The sequence below is a fragment of the Streptomyces sp. NPDC016851 genome (genome assembly GCF_055562795.1).
This window is the reverse complement of sequence record NZ_JBVHEP010000019.1, coordinates 55,200-78,241: the sequence shown is the minus strand read 5'-3', so window position 1 is coordinate 78,241 and position 23,042 is coordinate 55,200. Positions and strand designations below refer to the sequence as shown.

The following is a 23,042-nucleotide window of genomic DNA, read 5'->3' as shown; positions in this document are numbered from 1 at the left end:
GGGCCCGGGCAGGGCCACGCCGGGGCTGGGGCCCGGACAGGGCCACGCCGGGGCCGGGCACGCGCCGGGGTCGGGCCCGTCCCCTGGCCGGTCACCGCCGGAGGCGTTCCGTGGCGTTGCGCGGTCCCGAGCCGGGGTGGAAGGCTGGAGTCAGGCACCGGCTCGGGGAAACGCCCGGGAACCGCGGCAGCGGTTCGGCGGCGGGCGGCGTCAGTGCTCCGTGTGGCGGCCCGGCGCGGGCCCCGGTGTGAACGGGCCCGCCCCACCCCCTGGAGGTACCGTGAAGAGCTCCGACGGCTGGGGAGACGACGTCTACCAGCCGGAACCATCCGAGCAGAGAGAGGACACGGGGCTGCTCGACGCCGAGGACACCCTGGAGTACGACGGCGTCGACGATCCCCTGGACCGCGGCTGGTCCCCTCCCGAGCGGCCCTGGGCCGTGGAGCACAGGGGCGTCACGGCGGCGGAGCGGCGGCAGGGCGAGACGCTGGACGAGCGGCTCGCCGAGGAGCTGCCGGAGCCCGTCGCCCCGGACGGTGACGGTCTCGGGGACTGCCAGGGCACCGACGGGGAACTCCTGGACAACGAGGTGGGCGCCGCCCGCTCCGGCCGGCTCGTCGCCCCCGACGAGGGCGCGCACGAGGACGAGGAGAGCGCGCTGGTCGCCATGGACGTGGGCATCGACGGCGCGGCGGCGTCGGCCGAGGAGGCAGCCGTGCACATCGTCGACGAGGACACCCTGTCCGGCTGATCACAAGCCCGACGCGAGCCGCGAGGAGCATCCATGCAGCAGGACAAGCACCCCGACTACCACCCCGTCGTCTTCCGCGACCGGGCCGCCGGTTACGCGTTCCTGACCCGGTCCACCGCGACCAGCGACCAGACCATCGAGTGGGACGACGGCGAGACCTATCCGGTCGTGGACGTGGAGATCTCCTCGGAGAGCCACCCCTTCTACACGGGCAAGGCCCGCACCGTGGACTCGGAGGGCCGCGTCGCCGCGTTCGAGCGCCGGTACGGCGGCCGCTGAACCCCGTCTCCTCCGGCCAGGCCCGCGCTCAGATGACGTTGAGCGCCGCCGCGCAGCCCACCCCGCCGAGCAGCATGAACACCGGCATCAGCACCTTGAGCTCCACCCAGCTGCCCGCCCGGAACCGCATGAACTTGGGCGGCCCGACCGGGTACCAGCGCTTGCGCCCGACGGGGATCGGCCACAGGATCGGGCAGCCGGAGACGGTCAGCGCGTCCCCGATGTCGTGCACGATCGCGCCCAGCACGACCGGCAGCCCCAGCCACAGGTACTCCTGCCCCGGCGCCGTGAACAGCCAGTCCGCGCCGTTGCCCGGCTGGTCCAGCACACCCGCGAGGATCCACGCGGTGGCCGCGGCCAGCAGCCACACCAGGACCTCGCTGCTGGAGCCGCGCGTCGCCCGCCACAGCAGACCCTCGATGGCCAGGACCATGTGCACGAAGAGGATCGCCAGCACTCCCCAGCGGTCGCTGGTGATCGCCACGACCGAGGTGCCCGCACCGATCAGCACCGCCCACAGCCAGGTGTGCGTGAGCGTCCGGTGCCCACCGGAGCGGCGCGGGTCCCCCTGCTTCTTCGTGGCCTTGTAGACGGCGTACGACAGCTTGTCCACGATCTCGCACAGCCAGCGCGACACCGGTCCGAAGGACCGCGAGATGGTCGCCGCCTTGTGGTCGAGGTCCGGGGCGAGCGCGGCACCGGCGCAGATCAGGGCGCCGACGAGGAGGACCGGCCAGGGCATCGGGTGCCCGGCCGCGGCGGCCGCCGCACCGACGCCGAGCCAGGCGGCGCCGCCCGACAGTGAGTGTGCTGGTCCCATCATCGGCGTTGCCCGCCCCATTCCTCGTGTACCGCTGTCCAGTTGACCGGGCGCGCTGACGTCCCGCCGGCGACCCAGCGTAGCGTTCGCGATCTTCGCGCCCGCAGCCGATTCCCGCATCGGGCCTCAGGCCAGGCAAGATGGGGGGCGTGACCCTCATCGATCAGCTGCCGCGGACCGCCGACCCCGACGCCCTGTACGAAGCCTTCGAGTCGTGGGCCGGTGAGCGGGGTCTCACCCTCTATCCCCACCAGGAGGAGGCGCTGATCGAGGTGGTCTCCGGCGCGAACGTGATCGTGTCGACGCCCACCGGTTCCGGCAAGAGCATGATCGCGGCGGGCGCGCACTTCGCGGCCCTCGCCCGGGACGAGGTCACCTTCTACACGGCGCCGATCAAGGCTCTCGTCTCGGAGAAGTTCTTCGAACTGTGCAAGATCTTCGGCACGGAGAACGTCGGCATGCTGACCGGCGACGCGTCCGTCAACTCCGACGCCCCCGTGATCTGCTGCACCGCCGAGGTGCTCGCGTCGATCGCGCTGCGCGACGGCAAGCAGGCGGACGTCGGCCAGGTCGTGATGGACGAGTTCCACTTCTACGCGGAGGGCGACCGCGGCTGGGCCTGGCAGATCCCGATCCTGGAGCTGCCACAGGCGCAGTTCGTGCTGATGTCGGCGACGCTCGGCGACGTGTCCTTCTTCGAGAAGGACCTCACCCGCCGCACCGGCCGCCCGACCGCGGTGGTCCGCTCGGCGACCCGCCCCGTGCCCCTGTCGTACGAGTACCGCTACACCCCGCTCACGGAGACGCTCACCGACCTGCTGGCCGCCCGGCAGGCGCCCGTCTACATCGTGCACTTCACGCAGGCGCAGGCCGTGGAGCGAGCGCAGGCGCTGATGAGCATCAACATGTGCTCGCGTGAGGAGAAGGAGCAGATCGCCGAGCTCATCGGCAACTTCCGCTTCACCACCAAGTTCGGCCGCAACCTCTCCCGCTACGTCCGGCACGGCATCGGCGTCCATCACGCCGGCATGCTGCCCAAGTACCGCCGCCTGGTGGAGAAGCTCGCGCAGGCCGGCCTGCTGAAGGTCATCTGCGGCACGGACACCCTCGGCGTGGGCGTCAACGTCCCCATCCGCACGGTGCTGTTCACGGCCCTCACCAAGTACGACGGCACGCGCGTGCGCACCCTGCGCGCCCGGGAGTTCCACCAGATCGCGGGCCGCGCCGGGCGGGCCGGTTACGATACGGAGGGCTTCGTCGTCGCGCAGGCGCCCGAGCACGTCGTCGAGAACGAGAAGGCGCTCGCCAAGGCGGGCGACGATCCGAAGAAGCGCCGCAAGGTCGTCCGCAAGAAGGCCCCCGAGGGCTTCGTCGCGTGGTCGGAGCAGACCTTCGAGAAGCTCATCACCTCCGAACCGGAGCCGCTGTCCTCCCGGTTCCGGGTGACGCACACGATGCTGCTGTCGGTGATCGCCCGCCCCGGCAACGCCTTCCAGGCGATGCGCCACCTGCTCGAGGACAACCACGAGCCGCGCAAGCAGCAGTTGCGGCACATCCGCCGGGCCATCGCGATCTACCGGTCGCTGCTGGACGGCGGCATCGTCGAGAAGCTCGACGAGCCGGACGCCACCGGCCGCGTCGTCCGCCTCACCGTCGACCTCCAGCAGGACTTCGCGCTCAACCAGCCGCTGTCCACGTTCGCGCTGGCCGCGTTCGAGCTGCTGGACCCCGAATCGCCGTCGTACGCGCTCGACATGGTGTCCGTGGTCGAGTCCACCCTCGACGACCCGCGGCAGATCCTCGCCGCCCAGCAGAACAAGGCGCGCGGCGAGGCCGTCGCCCAGATGAAGGCGGACGGGGTCGAGTACGAGGAGCGCATGGAGCGCCTCCAGGACATCACGTACCCGAAGCCCCTGGAGGAGCTGCTCTTCCACGCGTACGACACCTACCGCAAGAGCCACCCCTGGGTAGGCGACCATCCGCTGTCGCCGAAGTCGGTCATCCGGGACATGTACGAACGGGCGCTGTCCTTCACGGAGTTGGTGTCCCACTACGAGCTGGCACGCACCGAGGGCATCGTGCTGCGCTACCTGGCCAGCGCCTACAAGGCCCTCGACCACACCGTCCCGGACGACCTCAAGTCCGAGGACCTCCAGGACCTGATCGAGTGGCTGGGCGAGATGGTGCGCCAGGTCGACTCCAGCCTGCTGGACGAGTGGGAGCAGCTCGCCAACCCGGAGGAGATGACCGCCGAGGAGGCCCAGGAGAAGGCCGACGAGGTCAAGCCGGTCACGGCCAACGCGCGTGCCTTCCGCGTCCTGGTCCGCAACGCCATGTTCCGCCGCGTGGAGCTGGCCGCCCTCGACCAGGTCGAGGAACTCGGCGAGATGGACGCGGAGTCCGGCTGGGACGCCAACGCGTGGGGCGAGGCGATGGACAAGTACTGGGACGAGTACGACGACCTCGGCACCGGCCCCGACGCCCGCGGCCCCAAGCTGCTGATCATCGAGGAGGAGCCGGAGAACGCCCTGTGGCGGGTCCGGCAGATCTTCCACGACCCGAACGGCGACCACGACTGGGGCATCAGCGCGGAGGTCGACCTCACGGCCTCCGACGCGGAGGGGCGAGCGATCGTCCGCGTCACCGACGTCGGCCAGCTGTGAACGGCCCGGCAGCAGCGAGCACAGGAGAATCCCACAGATGACGACGAACCCGGCCGAGAGACTGGTCGACCTGCTCGACCTGGAGCAGATCGAGGTCAACATCTTCCGTGGCCGCAGCCCGCAGGAGTCCCTCCAGCGGGTCTTCGGCGGCCAGGTGGCGGGCCAGGCCATGGTCGCCGCCGGCCGCACCACGGACGGCGACCGTCCCGTGCACTCGCTGCACGCGTACTTCCTGCGCCCGGGCATCCCGGGCGTGCCGATCGTCTACCAGGTCGAGCGGGTGCGCGACGGGCGGTCGTTCACGACCCGCCGCGTCACGGCCGTGCAGCAGGGCCGTACGATCTTCAATCTCACGGCCTCCTTCCACAAGCCGGAGGAGGGCAGCTTCGAGCACCAGCTGCCTCCGGCCCGCAAGGTCCCGGACCCGGAGTCGCTGCCCACGGTCACCGACGAGATCCGCGAGCATCTGGGCGCGCTGCCCGAGCAGTTGGAGCGGATGGCCCGCCGCCAGCCCTTCGACATCCGCTACGTGGACCGGCTGCGCTGGACCACCGAGGAGGTCGCGGACGCCGAGCCGCGCAGCGCCGTGTGGATGCGCGCGGTCGGGCCGCTCGGCGACGACCCGCTCGTGCACACCTGCGCCCTCACCTACGCCAGCGACATGACCCTCCTGGACGCCGTCCGCATCCCGGTCGAGCCGCTGTGGGGCCCGCGGGGCTTCGACATGGCGTCACTGGACCACGCCATGTGGTTCCACCGCCCGTTCCGGGCCGACGACTGGCTGCTGTACGACCAGGAGTCGCCCATCGCGGTCGGCGGGCGCGGTCTGGCCCGGGGCCGGATCTACGACCGTGAGGGCCGGCTGGTCGTGTCGGTCGTGCAGGAGGGGTTGTTCAGGAAACTGGGCTGAACCCCCGCCGCGAGGTGGTGACGCGCGGCTCCGATCGCGCGCGTGCCCGGTTCCGGCGACCATGGCAGGAGGAGGCACCGCCGGCGTCACACGCCCGCCGATCCGGGAGGTGGCCACGCTGCACACCGTGCTCCCCGTCGTCTTCGCGGTCTGCGCCGCCCTCAGCAACGCCGTCGCGACGGTCTTGCAGCGCAAGGCGGCGCTCACCGTGCCGCGCTCCCAGGGGCTCCGCGCCGGGCTGATCGCCGACCTGCTGCGCCGGCCCGTCTGGCTGGCCGGCATCGGCGCGGTGATCGCCGCCGCCGTCTGCCAGGCGCTGGCGCTGGCGACCGGGCCGCTGACGATCGTGCAGCCCCTGTTCGTGCTGGAGCTGCCGCTCACCCTCGTCGTCGCGTCGCTGCTGATGCACCGGCACCTGCCCCGCACTGGCTGGCTGGCCGTGACGGTGGTGGTGGCCGGCCTCGCGGTCGCGCTCGCCGCCGCCTCCCCCGCCGGCAATCGCACCCATGTGGAGCTGGACCGCTGGATCCCCGCCCTCGCCGTGTGCGCCGGAGCGGTCGCCGGCCTTGCTGTGGCCGCCCTGCGCCGCCCGGAGGGGCGGGCCCGGGCGGCGTGTCTGGGTGCCGCGACGGCGATCAGCTACGCGGTGACCGCGGCGCTGATGAAGACCGCCATCCACATCCTCGACGAGCAAGGGCTCGTGGGCTTCCTCACCGCCTGGCAGACCTACGCGTTCGCCGCGGCAGGCGTGTGCGCGCTGTTCCTGCTGGAGAACGCGATGCAGGCCGGCCCGCTGGTCGCCTCCCAGCCCGCACTCACCCTCGGTGACGCGCTGGTGAGCCTCGCCCTCGGCATCCTGCTGTACGAGGAGACGGTCCGCACCGGGTGGTGGCTGCTGCCCCAGCTCTTCGGTGTCGCGCTGATCGCCGCGGGCGTCTTCGCCCTGGCGCGGATTCCGTTCACACAGTCACTCGTGGCGCCGGACGAGGAACGACGGACGGCGGGGGTGCCGTGAGCGCCGGGGGGCGCCGTGGTCGCCGGTCGTCCGGGACGGTGAGGAGGCGCAGCGGGCGGAGCTGGCCCGGCGGGGTGCCCCCCGCCCCTCGGGGGGGGATCCCCTCCCCCCGCCTGATCACCCGTCCGGCTGGCACCGCGGGCACCACACCGTGCCACGCCCCGCCATCCGGGACCGCCGCAGGCCGTTGCCGCAGCGCGGGCACCTGGGGTCGGGGTCGTCGCGGTGCCCGGTGAGCCAGGATTCCCGCGGCGGCACGCACCCCGCGTTGACGGCGGACCGCAGGGTCCTGCGCATCTCGCTGTACAGGCGACGCCGATCGTCCTGGGTGAGCTCCCGCGCCCGGCGGTCGGGGCGCAGCCGGGCGCGCCAGAGAATCTCGTCGGCGAGCAGATTGCCGAGGCCGGCCAGGACGGACTGGTCGGTGAGCGCGGTCTTCAGCTGCCCGCGGCGCGACGAGAGCACGGCCTCGAACTCCCCGCGGTTCACCGCCATCGCGTCGGGGCCCTGCCGCCGGAGCAGCCGGTCGAGATCGGAGTCGTCGTGGGCCAGCCACAGGCCCTGGAGTTTGCGCTGGTCACGGAAGCGCAGCTGACGGTTGCCGCTCAGGGTGAACAGCACGCGGTCGTGGGCTTCGACGGGGTCCTCAGGACGTCCGCAGACCAGTCGGCCTGTCATGCCGAAGTGCAGCACCAGGGTGGGGCCGCCGGTGCGGGCGAGCAGCCACTTGCCGTGCCGCTCCGGCGTGCCGAACCGCCGTCCCTCCAGCGCGTCACGCAGGCCCCGGACCCCGACGCCGTGCAGGACGCCCGCGTCCCGTACCTCGATCCGCCGTACGACCCGTCCCTTGGCGCAGGACTCCAGCACCTGCCGGAAGCCCTCGACATCGGGCAGCTCGGGCATGACCGGCTGGTCAGGTTTCCTGGAGGACGGACAGCACGTTCCCCGCCGGGTCGGTGAACCACGCGATCAGCGGGCCGCCGCCGCGGAAGATGCCCTTGTCGTCCGCCTTGAGGTGGTCGTAGCGCTCGAAACGCACCCCCCTTCTGCTCAGCTCGTCGACCGCCGCCTCGATGTCGTCGACGGGGAAATTGAGGATGGTGTACGTCGCCGGGGTGTGGTCCTTCTTCGGGTAGACCAGGATGTCCCGGTCGCCCGCGATGTGAAGGATCAGCATGCCGTGCTCTTCCGAGACGCGCAGTCCCAGCGTGTCGCCGTAGAACGTCCTGGCCGCCTCGATGTCGTTCACGGAGAAGCCGCTGTAGGCCTTCGTCGTACCGAACATGATCGCCTCCCGGACCTAGTCTCTTCACAGGTCTGACCGGGACGCATCCGGAAACTCATCGCTCATCGGGCGGACAGCGGGTCCCGCGCCCTCCGCTCCTGCAGGGGGCGGGCGGGGTCACCCCGCAGGCCACCGGCTTCTGCGGCGCAGCCAGCCCAGGAGGCCGTGGGAAGGAGGATGGTCGGGGAGTGCCGGGCCGTCGTCCTGCTTCAGGGCCGGTTCGGGGGACGGGCGTGGTGCCGGGTGTTGCCTTCGGGCCGCTTCCAGCGTGTGGGCGAGGTCCGCGCGGAACCAGGCCACCTCGTCCGGCTCGCTCGCCGTCATGAGCTCCTGGGCCCGCTCGGCGGCGGGTGAGCCGGGCGCGCCGTGGGCCGGGAGCCGGGGGCGGCAGCGGTTCAGGTGGTCGCGCTCGTGCGGGTCCTCGACGACGTCCGCCACGTCGGACGGGTCGAGGAGGCAGGCGACGGCCGACGCGTGCGCCCACGGGTCGTCTCCCGCATGCCGCAGCAGGAACCCGATGTGCCGTCCCCGCCAGTTGCGGGGGCGCCGGTCCAGCTTTGCTTTCATCCCGTCCCGCACTTCTGCGGGCATGCGGCCGGTCAGCAGCCGGGCGTTGCTCTTCTCGGCGGCGAACTGCCGTAGTTCCTCGGCCAGATAGAGCCAGACGACGGTGCGGTAGCGGTTCAGATAGAAGCGGACGGGCACGAGCAGGCCGAAGCGCGCGAGGCTCGTGAACCTGGTGGGCGTCACGTCCATGATTTCCGCGCCCTCATGGGTGCCCGCGGTCGCGACGCGCTTGCGCAAGACGTCCGGGAAGCCGTCCTGGGCACGCAGCCGGTCGATCTCGGTGCGGGCGACCCGTCGGCCTCCGCCTCCTTCGTCGGGGACGGTCCGGATAAGTCCGAGATTCACCGCCAGGTCGAACTCCCCTCGTTTCAGGTCGAGTTCGCGGGCAGCACGGCTCGGGGCGCAGGTGAGGCGGTCGGATTTCGCGATGGTGCCTGACATGGTCGGTCTCCCCCGTGGAGTCGGCGGCTCACGCCGTGTGCGGTCGCCGTGAAAAAACCGTAGCGGCTTCGGCGGATCTCGTGGCGAGCCTGTGGATAACTCCGCGGGGGATGACGAACGCGCAGGTCAGGCACCTGTTTCCGGTTTCCGTTCGGGCTGGCGGGCGTCCACGTCGAGGTGCTCGCCGACCCGGTTGACCAGAAGGGTCATCTCGTAGGCGATCTGGCCGATGTCGGCCTCCGCGCCGCTGAGGACGCACAGGCAACTGCCCGTGCCGGCCGCGGTGACGAAGAGCACCGCGTCGTCGAACTCGATCATCGTCTGCCGTACGCTGCCCGCGCCGAAGTGCCGTCCCGAGCCCTTGGCCAGGCTGTGCAGTCCGGACGACACGGCCGCGAGGTGCTCCGCGTCCTCGCGGCGCAGTCCGGTGCTCGCCCCTGTCACCAGGCCGTCGTTGGACAGGACCAGTGCGTGCCGCACCTGGTGGACGCGCTCGGTCAGGTCGTCCAGCAGCCAGTCCAGTCCCTGGTTCTGCGCCATTCCGATCTCCCCGTTTTCTCCCCGTGCGATTCTCCTCCTGGCCGGAGGATCTCCACGCCAGCCTTCCCCACGACCGCGGCCGGGGCAAGGAGGATGGGAGCCATGGCAGAGAAGATGACCGACGCGCAATGGCGGGAGTTCGTTTCCCACGGCACCCGCACCGGAAAGCTGTCCACGGTCCGGGCCGACGGGAGCCCGCACGTGGCCCCGATCTGGTTCGTCCTGGACGGCGACGAGTTGGTGTTCAACACCGGCAAGGACACCGTGAAAGGGCGCAATCTCATCCGTGACGGGCGGGTCGCCCTGTGTGTGGACGACGACCGGCCGCCGTACTCCTTCGTGGTCGTGCGGGGCCGCGCCCGTGTCTCGGAGGACCTCGACGAGATACGGCACTGGGCGACCCGCATCGGCGCCCGGTACATGGGCGAGGAGCGCGCCGAGGAGTTCGGCGCCCGCAACGGCATCCCGGGCGAACTCCTCGTCAGGGTCGCCATCGACAGGGTCCTGGCGGAGCGGGACGTCGCGGACTGACGGAGAGACACCTCGGTCATCCGACCGAGTCGAGGAGCCGGGCGGTGTGCATCCGCCCGGCGTACTCGACGAGCCGGATCAGCACCTCCTTCCCCGAGTCGCGGTCACGGGCGTCGCACAGCACCACGGGCGTGCCCTGGTCGAGGTCGAGGGCGCGTGAGACGTCCGGGGCGCCGTGGTGCCGAGCGCCCGCGAAGCAGTTGACGGCCACCACGAAGGGGATGCGCCGGTGTTCGAAGTAGTCGACCGCGGGGAAGCAGTCCTCCAGGCGCCGGGTGTCCGCGAGGACCACCGCGCCGAGCGCCCCTTGTGACAACTCGTCCCATAGGAACCAGAACCGGTCCTGGCCCGGTGTGCCGAACAGGTACAGGGAGAGGCCGGAGCGGATGGTGATGCGCCCGAAGTCCATGGCGACGGTCGTGGTGGTCTTGTGGTCCACGCCGTCGGTGTCGTCCACCAACTGGCCGGCTTCGCTGAGCAGTTCCTCGGTGCGCAGTGGCCGGATCTCGCTGACGGCGCCCACCAGGGTGGTCTTGCCGACGCCGAACCCGCCGGCGACCAGAATCTTCAACGCCAGTGCGGAGGTATCGCCGCCGGTTGCGTCGGAGTGTTCGGAGACCATTGATCACTTCTCTCGGGAGTGCCGGCAAAGGGTGAGGTGAGAAGGGTGAGGTGAGTACGGGGTGGTGTCGTGCGTCTACAGCGCCCTCAGTCCCGCGATCACCTCGCGCAGAATCCGCTCGTCGGGCAGTTGTGCCGGCGGCACGGGGCGGCTGACGGTGACGCAGCCGAGTTCCAGGAGGTCGCCGAGGAGGACCCGGACCACGCCCACGGGCAGGTCCGCGCCCGCGGCGAGTTCGGCGACCGACTGGGTCTCCGTGCGGCACAGGTCGAGGAGGTTGCGGTGTTCCGGCCCGAGCGGGGCGTCGTCCAGGCCGGGTGCGGCTGGGTCGAGCGTGACCAGGGCGATCAGGTCGAACCGGACGCCGGTGGGCCCGGGCCGGGTGCGTCCGCCCGTCATGGCGTAGGGGCGGACGAGCGGGCCGGCCTCGTTGTCGTACCACTGGCTGCCCTGCTCGGCCCGGGTGTCCGTCATGTCCTCGGTCATCTGCGGGGACCGCCCTCTCGGTTCATCCGGCGGCGGGTGGCCGGGCGCCGACGCGGGGCGCGGTGCCGAGGTGCTCGCCGACGCGTTTGACCAGGCGTGCCATCTCGTAGGCCACCAGGCCGATGTCGGCGGTCACGGCGGTGAGGAGGGCGAGGCAGGATCCGTCGCCCGCGGCGGCCACGAACAGGAAGCCCTCGTCCATCTCCACCATGGTCTGGCGGACCCCGCCGGCACCGAAGTGCCGCCCGGCTCCCTTGGCGAGGCTGTTGAAGCCGGAGGCGACCGCGGCGAGGTGCTCGGCGTCCTCGCGGCGCAGGTCGGTCGAGGCGCCCACGGCGAGGCCGTCGTTGGACAGCACCACGGCGTGCCGTATCTCGCTCACGCGGAGCACCAGATCGTCCAGCAGCCAGTCGAGTCCGCCGGAGCTCCGGGCGGAATGCCTGCTCGGGTCCTGGATCATGCGGGGTCTCCTTCGCTGCTGTCGCTGCCCGTCGGACCGGGGGTGGTGGTTCCGCGGCCGGGTGGCCTGCCGCCGCCGCGCGTCCAGCCGGCGCGGTAGGCCGCCATGCGGTCCCGGACGGCCTCGGGGGTCCGCTCGTCGTCCCGGGGTGCGGGCGAGGGCGGCGGCTCTTCGGGGCGCCCGTTCCGCAGTTGGGGCGCGAGGCTGGCCTGCCGTACGCGACGCGGGAGGTCGTCGGAGTCTTCGGGCTGCTCGGGCCGGTGCAGTCGCAAGGTGGCGACTCCTGGGGGTGGGGTGTGGCTCGTGGTCTGCGTGGCGGCCGGGACGGGAGCCACCAGGGAGCGCCGGTCGGCCGGGGCGGGGAGGGCGTCGGGGACGGCGTCCTGATGCGGGAGGTCGTCGGGCACGCGCGCGTGGGCGCGCTGCTCGGACTGCCGCGCGTACACCGCTGCACCGTGGGAACGTTCCGCTGCACCGTGGGAACGCTCCGCTCCACCGTGGGAACGTTCGGCTTCGGCGCGGGAACGTTCCGCGGCCCCGGTGTGCAGCAGGGCGGTGGGCACCAGGACGACCGCGGTGGTGCCGCCGTACGGCGACGTCCTCAGGTGGACCTTGACGCCGTGCCGGGCGGCGAGCCTGCTGACCACGAACAGGCCGAGCCGGTCGCTGTCGAACAGGTCGAGCGTCTCGGACTGCTCGATGCGGCGGTTGGCTTCGGCGAGGGTCTCCTTGCCCATGCCGAGGCCGCGGTCCTCGACCTCGACGGCGTAGCCGTTGCCGACGGGTTCGCCGGTGATGCGCACGCGCGTGTGGGGCGGCGAGAACTGGGCGGCGTTCTCGATGAGCTCGGCCAGCAGGTGCGTGAGGTCGGCGACGGCCGCGCCGGCGACGGCCGCCTCGGGGAGTTGCCGTACCTCCACGCGCGCGTAGTCCTCCACTTCGGAGACGGCCGCGCGGACGACGTTGGTCAGGGAGACCGGCATGCGCCAGGCCCGGCCCGGGGCGGCTCCGGAGAGGATGATCAGGCTCTCGGCGTGGCGCCGCATCCGGGTGGTGAGGTGGTCGAGGCGGAAGAGGTCGCTCAGTTCGTTCGGGTCGTCGGAGCGGCGTTCCATGCTGTCGAGCAGGCTCAGCTGCCGGTGGACGAGGATCTGGCTGCGGCGCGCGAGGTTGACGAAGACGCCGGAGATACCGCTGGCGAGTTCGGCCCGCTCGACAGCGGCCCGCAACGCGGCCCGGTGGACGGTGCCGAGGGCCTCGGCGACCTGCCCGGTCTCGTCCTCGGAAGCCGGTCCCGCCGGTGCCTCGGCGCGGATGTCGATCTCCTCGCCGGCGCGCAGTCTCCGCATGGCCTCGGGGAGTTTGCGCCGGGCGATCTCCAGGGCGCTGTTGCGCAGGCTCACGAGCTCCACCACGAGGCCTCGGCCGATACGCACGGAGATGACGAGTGAGGCGGCGACGGCGGCGAGCCCGAGCAGGACGGCCGCGCCGGCCGGGGTGAGCAGTCCCCGGGTGAACGGGTCGGCCCGCTGCGCGACGCCTCGTGCGGCGTCGTCCTCGATCGTGCGCATGCCGTCCTGCACGCGCGCGTGGGCGGTGTCCCAGGTGCTTCCGGGTACCGCCTCGATCGCCTTGGCACCCGGCCCGGCGGCGAGGATCTCGTCCTCGGCATCGGTCAGCCCGGCGTAAGCGCTGCTGTCGGTGAGGGCGTTCCACGCGGCGCGTTCGGTGCCGCGCAGGTCGGCGACGGCCGACTCGGTCAGGGCGCGGCGCAGTTCGACGGCGCCGGTGAAGAGCCGAAGCCGCTCCCCGGTCAGCGTCCCGGACAGTCGGGCGCTCGCCAACAGGGCGTCCTCCCGGGCCGAGGCCTCGCCCGCGCGGGAGAATTCGAGCAGCACGCGCGCGTCGGAGCCGAGGTCGGCGTCCTGGATGCCGGTGAGGGCACCGCCGACGCCGAGGGCCTCCGAGATGGTCCGGGTGTAGCGGCTGTACGTCTCGGCCCAGCCCGCGCGCCGGTCCCGCACCTCGGTCCGCAGCGCACGCAGGCGCCCGGCCCCCGTGACGAACGCCTCCAGCCTGCGGGCGACTCCGGCGGGCAGTTCCTCGCTGTCGGCGACGGTGCTGTTCTCGCCGAGCCGGAGTTTCGCGACGGCCCGGTCGGTGCGCCGGGCGAGTGCGTCCAGCTCGTCGGTCCGCACGGCGGAGGGGTCGGTGGCGTGGCGTACGGCGGCCGTCCGCTCGGCTTGGAGGGCGGCAACCGCGGCGGAGACGGGGGCCCGGACCGTGGCGTCCACGCGCTGGACCTGCCGCAGCCGGGAGACGTCCTGGGCGGTGGTGACGGTGGCGTGGGCCCACAGGGCCAGGAGGGAGACGACCGGCACCATCAGCAGGCAGACGATCTTGGCGCGCACGGTACGGGGGCGTATGTGCCAGCGCTCCGCGCGCGTGGCCGCTCCGTCCGGTGCGGTCTCCGAGGGGTCCTGGCCGCCCTCGTCGGCCGGTGGTCCGGCGTGCGCGCGGCGACCGCGCACGGGCGGGGGCGGCGCCTCGGCGCCTGCCTCGGGGGTCCTACGGGGTGTACGCATGAACTCCTCGCTCGGGGGTGGTTCGGGGCGTGTCACCCCGGCTTCGGGGGGGGTGCCGTCCGGGCTTGAGGGTCTGCCGACCAGGCTGGCCGCCTCCGGAGGCCCGTCGCCCGGAGTGCCTGTCGCCCGTCCGTCGGCGTCGGTCGCGGTCAGCGGGCGGCGTTCTCGACCGGCCGCTGGGCCGACGCGGACGCCTCGCGCTCTCCCGCGGTCGGCGACAGCGCGACGAAGGCGGAGGTCAGGAAGAGGTAGGACCCGAGGCCGACGGCGAGGGGGAAGACGAACTGCATCGCCGTGGCCCCGGGCAGTGCGTCCCCGGAAGGCGTCACGCGCACGCTCACCGCGAACATCCCGGTGTAGTGCATGCTGCTGACGGCAGCGCCCATGATCAGGGAGGCGATCGTGACCGCGACGGGCGACTTGATGTTGAGCGCCGCCCACAGGGCCGCCGTCGCGGCAACGACGGCGATCAGGACGGAGAGCCCGACGAGCACCGGGTCATAGGTCACGTCGCCGTGCAGGCGGACTGCCGCCATGCCCAGGTAGTGCATGCTCGCGACGCCGAGGCCGGTGGTGAGCCCGCCGATCAGCAGGGCCCGGCCGCGGTCCCGGCTGTAGCCGACGGCGAAGACGCCGGCGCTGACCACGACCATGGCGACGAGCAGGCTCAGCAGGGTGAGCGGCACGTCGTAGCGGATATCGGTGCCGGCGACGCTGAAACCGAGCATGGCCACGAAGTGCATGGTCCAGATGCCGGTGCCGATCGCCGAGGCGGCGGTGACGAGCCAGTTGCGGCGCGAGCGCCCGGTGGCGGCGAGCGCGCGGACGGTGCAGCGCAGTCCGAGTGCGGCGCCTGTGCAGGCCATCACGTATGACAGCGCGGGGGTCAGCCACCCCAGGGCGGCGTGGTCCAGGTGTCCCATGGCTCCGGGACGCTAGACCCGACAGGGGCGCGCGAAGGGGGCGCATTTCGAAAGGTGTTGGAATATGACGCAAGGATGTACCGGAACGATCGGGTCACGCTCGAACGTGTGCACTGAGGCGTCATCCGTGCCGGTGAGGAATCATGCCGTACATGAGCGACGACCAGACGCGTGTCCAGGAGTTCTTCACCGCCCGCGCCGCCGACTGGGACAGCCGGTTCCCCGACGACGGTCCGTCCTACGCGGCCGCGGTCGCCGAACTCGGACTGAAGGCGGGTGACCGTGTGCTCGACGCGGGGTGCGGCACCGGACGCGCCCTGCCGCCGCTGCGTGCCGCCGTGGGGCCGTCTGGCGTGGTCCTCGGCGCCGATCTGACCCCGGCCATGCTGCGGGAGGCCGTGCGGGCCGGACGGGACCGTGACGGGGCGTTGCTGCTCACGGACGTCGCCGCGCTGCCGCTCCGCTCACACGCGCTGGACGCCGTGTTCGGTGCAGGGCTGATCTCGCACCTGGCGAGTCCGGCCGAGAATCTGCGAGAGCTGGCACGCGTGGTGCGTCCCGGTGGCGTGCTCGCTCTGTTCCACCCGATCGGCAGGGAGGCCCTGGCCGCGCGCCACGGCCGCGCGCTCACCCCGGACGACCTGCGCGCCGAGCCCAACCTCCGGCCGCTGCTGGCCGGTTCGGGGTGGCGCATGACGTCGTACGTCGACGAGGACTCCCGCTTCCTGGCGCTCGCCGTCCGCGAGGCCTGAGCACTCGCCGCCCGCGAGGGCTGAGCACTCGCCGTCCGCGAGACCTGATCACTCGCCGTCCGCGAAGACCGAGCACTCACATCACCCGGCCTCCGCGTCCGGCGCCGCCACATGCCGCACAGGACAGCCCCGGACGCCGGGCACGGGGCGCGTGCCCAGGCCGGCGAGCCGGTAGCCGTCCGGGTAGCCCTTGATCTCCCAGTTCTGGCGGGCGAAGTGCGGGGCGCGCCGGGGCGGCAGCAGCCGGACGGCGCGGCCCCGCAGCCGTACCGCGCGACGCACCCGCGCGCGCGTGGCGGCGCTCGGCGGGGTGTAGCGAAAGGCGCGCAGCAGGGGGTCGTCGAGCAGCGCGAGGATCGTGGTGCGCAGCAGCGGGGCGAGCGGGCGCGGGTACCAGGAGGACATCAGGTCGAGCGTGGCGTCCGAGACCCGCCGGGCCTGCTCGTCCCAGGCGAAGCGGGCCGCCTCGTAGTCGTCGAGGCAGGCCTCGAACTCCTCGTAGGTCTCGGGGATGTCCTTGATGCCCATGTGCCGGCCGAGCGTGCGGTAGTGGACGACACTGGCGACGGTCTCGTGGCGCGACATCCTGCGCCAGCCATAGGCATCGATCCACCGCTTGGGCACCACGACGAACGTGCAGAGCACGTAGCGCATGTCGTCGTCGCTGATGTCGTAGCTGCGGTGCATCTGGTTGATACGGCGGATCGCGGACCTGCCCTGGTCGCTGCCGAAGCCGTGCTCGACCACGGCGTCCAGAAGCAGCGACGTGTCGTCGTAGCGCTTCTGCGGCCGCTCCGTGAGCTCCGCCGTCTCGGCGAGCAGCCGGCCGATGCTCGGGACGGCGTAGGTGCGGTACAGGGCCAGTTCCAGGGCGCGGGTGAAGTCCCACGGGAACTCGTAGGCCACGCTGAGCCGGTAGATCTCCGTGGCCTGCCGGTAAGGGTCCATCCGCCGGATCTGTTCCAGGCGCGCGTAGCGCTTCACAGTGCCGTCCCCCTTCTGTCACCGGATCTGCAACTTTACGTTGGAGTCCGGAAGATGACCGGCACGGCGGGACATCCGCACAGGGGGAAGGTGGTCAGCATGTGGGGCAAGGTCCGCAAGGCCGGAGGCAGAGTCGCTCATGCCATGCGCACGGAACCGAAGGCCGCCGGGGACAAGCGTCCGCACAATCTTTTCGAGGCGGCCGCGGCCTACGTCGCGGCGGGCGCGGAGGACGACCAGGAGCGGGCTGACGAGGCGGCCGCCTGGGTGTCGCCCGAGGCGCTGTCGTTCGGGGTGAACGAGCTGGCCTGCCGGGCCGTCATCGCGCTCGCCCGGGAACGCGGCCAGTCGCCACGGACCGTGGCCCGTGAATTGCTGGGGCTGCCCGCGGAGTGACAGGCCCGGCCGGGACGGCCGATTCGCCCCGTCCGCCGGAAAACGGCAGCTCCGCGTGTGCTCGCGGGGCCGTGACAAGGGGCTTCCGCGCACACTAGGGTGCGCGCCGGTGGACGAACCGATGGGGAGGCTGGGATGGCCGGGACGGAAGAGGACACCGTCGCCGCCGCGGACGATGCGCTCTATGTGCTCACGGCGGTGCTGCTGACGCCGGCGAAGTTCCCGAGCGTGCTGGGCGACGACTATCCGGAGGCGTGCGCGGCGCTCGGCCTCGCGCCGCTCGCCGACGGGTACGGGCTGGTGCTCGGCCAGGACGGCGAGGGCGCCCGGTGGACCGTGGTCATCGACGACGTCTCCCTGGTGGCCGTCGCGATCGCCTCCTGGGACTGCGGGATGGAGTACGAACTGTCGCCGGATGAGCGCACGGTCGTCGCGGCGCTTCCCGGCTGGCCCCTCGCGGTCGCCGTCGCGGCGCCCGGGGTGCCCGCGCCGCACGATCCCGGTCCGGAGGCCGACGACCGGCCCCCGCTGGCTCCGCCGGACACCACCGTCTGGGGCCCCGCCCAGCGGCGTCTGGGCGCGGACGAGATCGCGCTTCAGTGGGCGACGTGGCGGGAACAGGTCGACGACTCGGCCTTCCCCGCGCCAGGGTCCTCAGCGGCACCGGAATCCTCGCCGGCACCGGGCGACGCGGGCGCGGCGGCCGACGGCCCAGACGGAGGCGGGGAGAACGGACAGCAGGGCCACAGCGGCATCCGGCGCGTCCTGGCGGAGGCCCGCACCTACATCGACTCGCCGCCGCCGCTGGGCCGGGTCCGGTCGTCGTTCGCGCCCGGTGACGCGCGGACCCTGCGGGCCGACGGTCCCGGCTGGTCGCTCGTGGCCAGGACCGACGACATCGCCTTCGTGCTGCTCGACGAGGAGCCCGGCGAGGTCCTGCCGGTGGGGCGGGGGCCGGAGCTGCCGGGTCTTCTCGAGGCCCTCGACAAGATGGCCGTACGGCCGAACTGAGCCGGTGGGCCGAACTGAGCCGGTGGGCGAACCGGGCGGTGGCCGTACGGCCGGAGCGAGCCGGTGCGGCCTTCGGCCGGGCCGGTCAGCCGCGCGTCAACGGCCCAGTTCCTTGCGGGTGGCGCGGCGCAGCCTGCGCCGCTGCGAGGGGTCCAGCGTGAGATACGCGGCGGCCGGGACTCCCAGGATGATCAGGAGCGATGCCCACCAGGGCAGCCAGATCAACAGGATGAGCCCGACCGCCACACCACCTGCGGCGATCTTGGCGTTCTTGGACATGATGTCGCCTCCTTCGCGGCCACTGCCGCTCTCTGTCTCGAGAACGGGCCCGCGCTTGCGGCAGTTCCGGACCGCGACCCTGAGACATCCCTGAGGCGCTACCCTTACGCACCCCCGAGACCTCCATAGTGGCCTAACTCACAGCCAAGTCATAGCCATGGTTTGTGGGAAGTGCTGTACCCTCGGCGACTCCGACTCCGCTAGTCAAATTTGAGGAATAGCCATAGCCGAGCATCCCACTCCCCCGGCACCCTCCTCCGACTTCTCCGAACTGGCCCCATTCCACGCCGTGTTCTTGCCCGCTGACCCGGCCCGGACCGGCAGTGTCGCCTTCTGGCGACCCGACGGCGAGGCTCCGCCGACCGTGACCTCGGCGTCCGCGGCGGACCTGACCGTCGTCGTGCCCGGCGATGACGGCGTCGAGCCGCTGGATGTGCCCGCGGTTCTGCTGCCGGTACGCGCGGCCCTGCCGGTCCTCACACGTGCGCGTGCCGAAGCCCATGGGCACCGGTCCACCGTGTTCTGGGGCGCGGCGGCCGCGCATGCCCTGCACCTCGTGGCGCGCGGACTGCTGCTGCCGGGGCTGTCCCCGGGCGACCACGATGCCTGGCGGACGGGCCCGCTGAGCGCTCAGGACGTCGAGGCCGTGCGCCGCCTGGCCGCCGCCATGCCACCCGAGGCGCACGCCGTGCCCCTGGCGGGCGCCGGGCCACTGCGGCTGCCCGACCCGGAGCGGCTGCTGCGCGCCTTCCTCGACGCGGTCGCCGACACCCTGCCCCGCTCCCCCGCCGCTCCGCTGGTCGCCGGCGGTCCCGCCTACGCGTCGGCCGAGCCGGTGCGCCTGCCCGAGCAGCGCGCGTGGGCCGCCGACGTCGCCGCGGGCCACGACGCGGGGGTGCGGCTGTCGCTGCGGATCGAGGCGGGCGGCCTGACGGACGCGGTGGACGACGGATCGGACGTGACGTTCCGGGCCGTGCTCCAGGTGCACAGCGTGAGCGATCCCGCGCTCGTGGCGGACGCCGCGGACATCTGGTCCGGCGCCGGGGACGAGGCCTTCGGCCCGCGCGCGCGGATGGACGCCCTGCTCGCCCTGCGCCGCGCGGCCCGCGCCTGGACCCCGCTCACGCCGCTGCTGTCGGCGACCGTGCCGGACGCGGTCGAGCTCGCCGACGAGGAGGTCACCGAGCTGCTCGGCGCGGGCGCCCGGGCGCTGGCGGCCGCCGGCGTGGAGGTGCACTGGCCCAGGGGACTGACCCGCGAGCTCACCACGCGCGCGGAGGTGGGCCCTCCCGACGACGAGCCGGAGTCCGGCACGTCGTTCGCGGCCATGCCGTCGTTCCTGTCCGCCGACGCACTGCTGGCCTTCGACTGGTCGTTCGCGCTGGGTGACCGGCGGCTGAGCCGCGAGGAGCTGGACCGGCTCGCCGAGGCCAAGCGCCCCGTGGTGCGGCTGCGCGACCAGTGGGTCCTCATCGACCCTCAGGAGGTGCGCCTGGCCCGCTCCCGGCAGGACCACAAGGTGACGCCGGTGGACGCGCTGGGCGCGGCCCTGACGGGCTGGGCGGAGGTGGACGGCCACCGGGTCGAGGTGCGGCCCACCGGGTGGCTGGCGGCCCTGCGGGAGCGGCTCGCGGACCCCGAGGCGCAGCAGCCCGTGGAGCAGCCGGCGGCCCTCGCCGCCACCCTGCGGGACTACCAGCGGCGAGGCCTGAACTGGCTCGCGGGTATGACCTCGCTGGGTCTCGGCTGCTGCCTCGCCGACGACATGGGACTCGGCAAGACGATCACGCTGATCGCCCTGCACCTGCACCGGCAGACCGACGCCCGGTCCGCCGGACCCACCCTGGTGGTCTGCCCGACGTCCCTGATGGGCAACTGGCAGCGGGAGATCGAGCGATTCGCCCCCGGCACACCCGTGCGGCGCTTCCACGGCGCGCGGCGCGGCCTCGACGGCCTGACCGACGGGGAGTTCGTGCTCACCACGTACGGCACGATGCGCCTGGACGCGCCCCGGCTCGCCGAGGTGCCGTGGGGCATGCTCGTGACGGACGAGGCCCAGCACGTGAAGAACCCGCACTCCTCGACCGCGCGGTCCCTGCGTTCGATCGGCGCACGCGCGCGTGTGGCGCTCACCGGCACCCCGGTGGAGAACAACCTGTCGGAGTTGTGGGCGATCCTCGACTGGACCACTCCGGGGCTGCTGGGCCGCCTCGGGACCTTCCGCAGGCGGTACGCGGAGGCCGTCGAGGGCGGTCAGGACCCGGCCGCCGCCGACCGGCTGGCCCGGCTCGTGCGGCCGTTCCTGCTCCGGCGCCGCAAGTCGGACCCGGGGATCGCGCCCGAGTTGCCGCCGAAGACGGAGACCGACCACGCCGTGTCGCTCACCCAGGAACAGGCCGGCCTGTACGAGGCCGTGGTGCGCGAGGCGCTCGCGGAGATCGCCCGCGCGGACAGCATGGCGCGGCGCGGACTGATCGTGAAGCTGCTGACCGGACTCAAGCAGGTCTGCAACCACCCGGCGCAGTACCTCAAGGAGGAGCGGCCGGTGATCGCCGGACGCTCCGGGAAGCTGGACCTGCTGGACGAACTGCTCGACACGATCCTCGCCGAGGAGGCGGGCGTGCTCGTCTTCACGCAGTACGTGCAGATGGCCCGCCTCCTCGAACGCCACCTGGCCGCCCGCGGCACGCCCTCGCAGTTCCTGCACGGCGGGACGCCCGTCGCCCAACGCGAAGCCATGGTGCGGCGCTTCCAGGACGGTGAAGTGCCCGTGTTCCTGCTGTCGCTGAAGGCGGCGGGCACCGGCCTGAACCTCACCCGGGCCGAACACGTCGTGCACTACGACCGCTGGTGGAACCCGGCCGTGGAGGCCCAGGCGACCGACCGCGCCTACCGCATCGGCCAGACCCGGCCCGTGCAGGTGCACCGGATCATCGCCGAGGGAACCATCGAGGACCGCATCGCCGAACTGCTGGCCCGCAAACGGGAGCTGGCCGACGCGGTCCTCGGCTCCGGCGAGGCCGCCCTCACGGAGCTGACGGACGCGGAACTGGCGAACCTGGTCGAACTGCGAGGGGGCCTGCGATGACTCGGCACGACAGTGACACGGAGCGCACGTTCGCCGCGCTGCCGCCGGCGCACGGAAGGGGCTTCGCACAGACCTGGTGGGGTCAGGCGTGGCTGAAGGCGCTGGAGGACACGGCACTGGACTCGGCGCAGCTCAGGACGGGGCGCCGGCTCGCGCGCGCGGGAGCGGTCGGCGCGGTGTCGGTGCGCCCGGGGCGGCTCACCGCCATCGTCCAGGACCGCGACCGCACGGCACACCGGGCCGATGTCCTGCTCGAGGAACTCGCGCCCGGACAGTGGGACCGCTTCCTGGACATGGCCGTGGAGCGGGCCGGTCATGTGGCGGCGCTGCTCGACCGTGAGATGCCGCCGCACCTGGTCGAGGACGCGGCGGCCGAGGGCATGGAACTGCTGCCGGGCCTGGGCGATCTGGAGCCGGAGTGCGACTGCGGAGCCTGGGACCACTGCGGGCACACGGCGGCGCTCTGCTACCAGGTGGCACGCCTGCTGGACCAGGACCCGTTCGTCCTGCTCCTGATGCGCGGACGCGACGAAGCCACCCTGCTGAACGCTCTCCAGTCGCGCAGCGGCGCCTCCGCCACGGGGCGTTCCGGCCAGGAGGGGGTGGACGCGGCCGAGGCGTACGCGGCCGGCGACATCCTGCCTCCGCTGCCGCCCCTTCCCGAACTCCCCGACGAGCCGGGACTGCCGCCGTCTCTGGACACCGAGACGCCGCCCGCCCCGGGCATCGACCCGGCCGCGCTGGAGTTCCTGGCCGCGCGGACCGCCGTACAGGCCCACCGCATGCTCGCCGAGTCATTCCGGGGCACGGCCGAACGGCACCCTTCAGGTGCGGAGTCGACCGTCGCGGAAGACGCTGTACGGCTGGCCGCGGGCGACCCCGGACAGGAGGTGGCGGACCGTCTCGCCGACGGGTCGGGACGCGGCCGGGAGGGGCTGGCAGTGGCGGTGCGTGCCTGGCGCCACGGCGGTGCGGCCGCGTTGGCCGTGCTCGACGAGGAGTGGAAGGCGCAGGGCGAGACGCTCGCACGCGCGCGTGCCGCCCTGGAGTCGGCCTGGGACGCGGACGAGCGCCCGGAGCTGCGGGTGCGGGGCAACCGCTGGACGGTCGCCGGCGCCCCGGTCCAGTTGAGGCTCGGCCGGGACGGCCGGTGGTGGCCGTACCACAAGGAGCGCGGCCGCTGGCTGCCCTCGGGAGGGGCCGCACAGGATCCGGCGACGGCACTGACGTCGGCGGAGCTCGCCGCCGGTGACGAGGCCGCTCAGGGTTCAGGGCAGTAACTCGCCGCCGTCCAGGGACGGCAGGAGCGATTCGAAGCCACTCGGCAGATCGCTAGGCAGCTGGCTCGGGAAGCCCGACGGCAGCCGGGTCGGCAGCTTGCTGGGTAACTCGGTGGGCAACTGGCTGGGCAGCTTCGTGGGGATACCGAAGGACGGAGCGGGGGTGCTGCTCGTGCTCTCGGCGGGCGGCTCCCGGTCCGGCGAGTCGTCGCTTCCCCTGGCCATCAGCACCACGACGGACACGGCTGCGACGGCCACGAGCACGGCGAGCAGGAGGAGCAGGGGGTTCCGGCGCCGGGGAGGCCCGGGCGGATGCGGCGGTACGGGCGGCATGGCCATACCGCCCAGCGTCGCCGCGCACCGCTCAAGGCGGG

The 23,042-nt window shown here is 72.7% G+C and carries 24 protein-coding genes; 11 read left to right on the top strand and 13 right to left on the bottom strand.

The genetic code is table 11. The features are described 5' to 3' along the window. The first annotated feature begins 280 nt into the window (after window positions 1–280). Together ACZ3I3_RS27620 and ACZ3I3_RS27615 are read left to right on the top strand one after the other, a co-directional pair. A complete protein-coding gene (locus tag ACZ3I3_RS27620) occupies window positions 281–751 on the top strand; it encodes a DUF5709 domain-containing protein (protein ID WP_436728252.1) in 471 nt (156 codons plus the stop codon). A 33-nt stretch (window positions 752–784) separates the two neighbouring features. Beyond that, complete coding sequence (locus tag ACZ3I3_RS27615) at window positions 785–1,030, top strand: type B 50S ribosomal protein L31 (protein WP_086563794.1); 246 nt, start codon at window positions 785–787, stop codon at window positions 1,028–1,030. A 28-nt stretch (window positions 1,031–1,058) separates the two neighbouring features. Here ACZ3I3_RS27615 and ACZ3I3_RS27610 read toward each other — a convergent pair whose 3' ends face one another. After that, the gene (locus tag ACZ3I3_RS27610; RefSeq protein ID WP_467369442.1) at window positions 1,059–1,853 is read right to left on the bottom strand and encodes a metal-dependent hydrolase; all 795 of its coding nucleotides are present in this window, start codon (window positions 1,851–1,853) and stop codon (window positions 1,059–1,061) included. Between the two features lie 146 nt (window positions 1,854–1,999). On the opposite strand from ACZ3I3_RS27610, the gene ACZ3I3_RS27605 reads away from it, so the two are divergent. From ACZ3I3_RS27605 to ACZ3I3_RS27595, 3 genes are all read left to right on the top strand, one after another. Then, the gene (locus ACZ3I3_RS27605) at window positions 2,000–4,513 is read left to right on the top strand and encodes a DEAD/DEAH box helicase (RefSeq protein WP_467369440.1); all 2,514 of its coding nucleotides are present in this window, start codon (window positions 2,000–2,002) and stop codon (window positions 4,511–4,513) included. A 37-nt stretch (window positions 4,514–4,550) separates the two neighbouring features. Beyond that, window positions 4,551–5,423 (top strand): acyl-CoA thioesterase, encoded by an 873-nt coding sequence (locus ACZ3I3_RS27600; RefSeq protein WP_279539546.1) that lies wholly within the window; start codon window positions 4,551–4,553, stop codon window positions 5,421–5,423. A 118-nt stretch (window positions 5,424–5,541) separates the two neighbouring features. Then, window positions 5,542–6,438 (top strand): DMT family transporter, encoded by an 897-nt coding sequence (locus tag ACZ3I3_RS27595; protein WP_467369621.1) that lies wholly within the window; start codon window positions 5,542–5,544, stop codon window positions 6,436–6,438. Window positions 6,439–6,555: 117 nt separating this feature from the next. Here the strand turns inward: ACZ3I3_RS27595 and ACZ3I3_RS27590 are convergent, their stop codons facing one another. The 4 genes from ACZ3I3_RS27590 to ACZ3I3_RS27575 all read right to left on the bottom strand — a co-directional run bounded on the left by ACZ3I3_RS27590 (window position 6,556) and on the right by ACZ3I3_RS27575 (window position 9,271). Beyond that, the gene (locus ACZ3I3_RS27590; protein ID WP_467369438.1) at window positions 6,556–7,341 is read right to left on the bottom strand and encodes an Fpg/Nei family DNA glycosylase; all 786 of its coding nucleotides are present in this window, start codon (window positions 7,339–7,341) and stop codon (window positions 6,556–6,558) included. A 10-nt stretch (window positions 7,342–7,351) separates the two neighbouring features. Next, complete coding sequence (locus ACZ3I3_RS27585) at window positions 7,352–7,723, bottom strand: VOC family protein (protein ID WP_399415052.1); 372 nt, start codon at window positions 7,721–7,723, stop codon at window positions 7,352–7,354. Window positions 7,724–7,840: 117 nt separating this feature from the next. After that, window positions 7,841–8,731: a DUF6397 family protein gene (locus ACZ3I3_RS27580; RefSeq protein WP_467369436.1), complete on the bottom strand. Its 891-nt coding sequence runs from the start codon at window positions 8,729–8,731 to the stop codon at window positions 7,841–7,843. A gap of 126 nt (window positions 8,732–8,857) precedes the next feature. Further along, window positions 8,858–9,271 carry a roadblock/LC7 domain-containing protein gene (locus tag ACZ3I3_RS27575; protein WP_356923715.1) on the bottom strand — a complete coding sequence of 138 codons (414 nt, stop codon included), beginning with the start codon at window positions 9,269–9,271 and terminating at the stop codon, window positions 8,858–8,860. Window positions 9,272–9,373: 102 nt separating this feature from the next. Between ACZ3I3_RS27575 and ACZ3I3_RS27570 the strand changes: the two genes are divergently transcribed. After that, complete coding sequence (locus ACZ3I3_RS27570) at window positions 9,374–9,802, top strand: PPOX class F420-dependent oxidoreductase (protein WP_467369434.1); 429 nt, start codon at window positions 9,374–9,376, stop codon at window positions 9,800–9,802. 16 nt (window positions 9,803–9,818) lie between these two features. Here the strand turns inward: ACZ3I3_RS27570 and ACZ3I3_RS27565 are convergent, their stop codons facing one another. The 5 genes from ACZ3I3_RS27565 to ACZ3I3_RS27545 all read right to left on the bottom strand — a co-directional run bounded on the left by ACZ3I3_RS27565 (window position 9,819) and on the right by ACZ3I3_RS27545 (window position 14,878). Continuing rightward, on the bottom strand, window positions 9,819–10,424 hold the full coding sequence (locus tag ACZ3I3_RS27565; protein WP_467369432.1) for a GTP-binding protein: 606 nt from the start codon (window positions 10,422–10,424) through the stop codon (window positions 9,819–9,821). 75 nt (window positions 10,425–10,499) lie between these two features. After that, window positions 10,500–10,910 (bottom strand): DUF742 domain-containing protein, encoded by a 411-nt coding sequence (locus ACZ3I3_RS27560; RefSeq protein ID WP_467369430.1) that lies wholly within the window; start codon window positions 10,908–10,910, stop codon window positions 10,500–10,502. Window positions 10,911–10,932: 22 nt separating this feature from the next. Further along, window positions 10,933–11,370, bottom strand: coding sequence for a roadblock/LC7 domain-containing protein (locus ACZ3I3_RS27555; RefSeq protein ID WP_467369428.1), 438 nt, complete (start codon window positions 11,368–11,370; stop codon window positions 10,933–10,935). After that, window positions 11,367–13,955 carry a sensor histidine kinase gene (locus ACZ3I3_RS27550; protein WP_467369426.1) on the bottom strand — a complete coding sequence of 863 codons (2,589 nt, stop codon included), beginning with the start codon at window positions 13,953–13,955 and terminating at the stop codon, window positions 11,367–11,369. The genes ACZ3I3_RS27555 and ACZ3I3_RS27550 overlap by 4 nt, the downstream gene beginning before the upstream one ends. A gap of 149 nt (window positions 13,956–14,104) precedes the next feature. Beyond that, window positions 14,105–14,878, bottom strand: coding sequence for an MHYT domain-containing protein (locus tag ACZ3I3_RS27545; protein WP_467369424.1), 774 nt, complete (start codon window positions 14,876–14,878; stop codon window positions 14,105–14,107). A 152-nt stretch (window positions 14,879–15,030) separates the two neighbouring features. On the opposite strand from ACZ3I3_RS27545, the gene ACZ3I3_RS27540 reads away from it, so the two are divergent. After that, a complete protein-coding gene (locus tag ACZ3I3_RS27540) occupies window positions 15,031–15,630 on the top strand; it encodes a class I SAM-dependent methyltransferase (protein ID WP_467369423.1) in 600 nt (199 codons plus the stop codon). 81 nt (window positions 15,631–15,711) lie between these two features. Here ACZ3I3_RS27540 and ACZ3I3_RS27535 read toward each other — a convergent pair whose 3' ends face one another. Further along, a complete protein-coding gene (locus ACZ3I3_RS27535) occupies window positions 15,712–16,614 on the bottom strand; it encodes an oxygenase MpaB family protein (protein WP_467369421.1) in 903 nt (300 codons plus the stop codon). Window positions 16,615–16,713: 99 nt separating this feature from the next. On the opposite strand from ACZ3I3_RS27535, the gene ACZ3I3_RS27530 reads away from it, so the two are divergent. After that, the gene (locus ACZ3I3_RS27530; protein ID WP_467369419.1) at window positions 16,714–17,010 is read left to right on the top strand and encodes a hypothetical protein; all 297 of its coding nucleotides are present in this window, start codon (window positions 16,714–16,716) and stop codon (window positions 17,008–17,010) included. Window positions 17,011–17,145: 135 nt separating this feature from the next. Further along, complete coding sequence (locus tag ACZ3I3_RS27525) at window positions 17,146–18,021, top strand: hypothetical protein (protein ID WP_467369417.1); 876 nt, start codon at window positions 17,146–17,148, stop codon at window positions 18,019–18,021. 96 nt (window positions 18,022–18,117) lie between these two features. On the opposite strand, the gene ACZ3I3_RS27520 is transcribed toward ACZ3I3_RS27525, so the two are convergent. Continuing rightward, the gene (locus ACZ3I3_RS27520; protein ID WP_010040978.1) at window positions 18,118–18,300 is read right to left on the bottom strand and encodes a hypothetical protein; all 183 of its coding nucleotides are present in this window, start codon (window positions 18,298–18,300) and stop codon (window positions 18,118–18,120) included. A gap of 289 nt (window positions 18,301–18,589) precedes the next feature. Here ACZ3I3_RS27520 and ACZ3I3_RS27515 point away from each other — a divergent pair, with 289 nt between their 5' ends. Both ACZ3I3_RS27515 and ACZ3I3_RS27510 read left to right on the top strand, forming a co-directional pair. After that, entirely contained in the window at window positions 18,590–21,388 is a 2,799-nt protein-coding gene (locus ACZ3I3_RS27515) for a DEAD/DEAH box helicase (protein WP_467369415.1), read from the top strand. Continuing rightward, window positions 21,385–22,668 carry an SWIM zinc finger family protein gene (locus ACZ3I3_RS27510; RefSeq protein ID WP_467369413.1) on the top strand — a complete coding sequence of 428 codons (1,284 nt, stop codon included), beginning with the start codon at window positions 21,385–21,387 and terminating at the stop codon, window positions 22,666–22,668. The genes ACZ3I3_RS27515 and ACZ3I3_RS27510 overlap by 4 nt, the downstream gene beginning before the upstream one ends. Here the strand turns inward: ACZ3I3_RS27510 and ACZ3I3_RS27505 are convergent. Next, window positions 22,657–23,007, bottom strand: a complete 351-nt coding sequence (locus ACZ3I3_RS27505; RefSeq protein WP_467369411.1) for a hypothetical protein — start codon at window positions 23,005–23,007, stop codon at window positions 22,657–22,659. The two genes, ACZ3I3_RS27510 and ACZ3I3_RS27505, sit on opposite strands and share 12 nt — an antisense overlap. Window positions 23,008–23,042 lie beyond the last annotated feature (35 nt).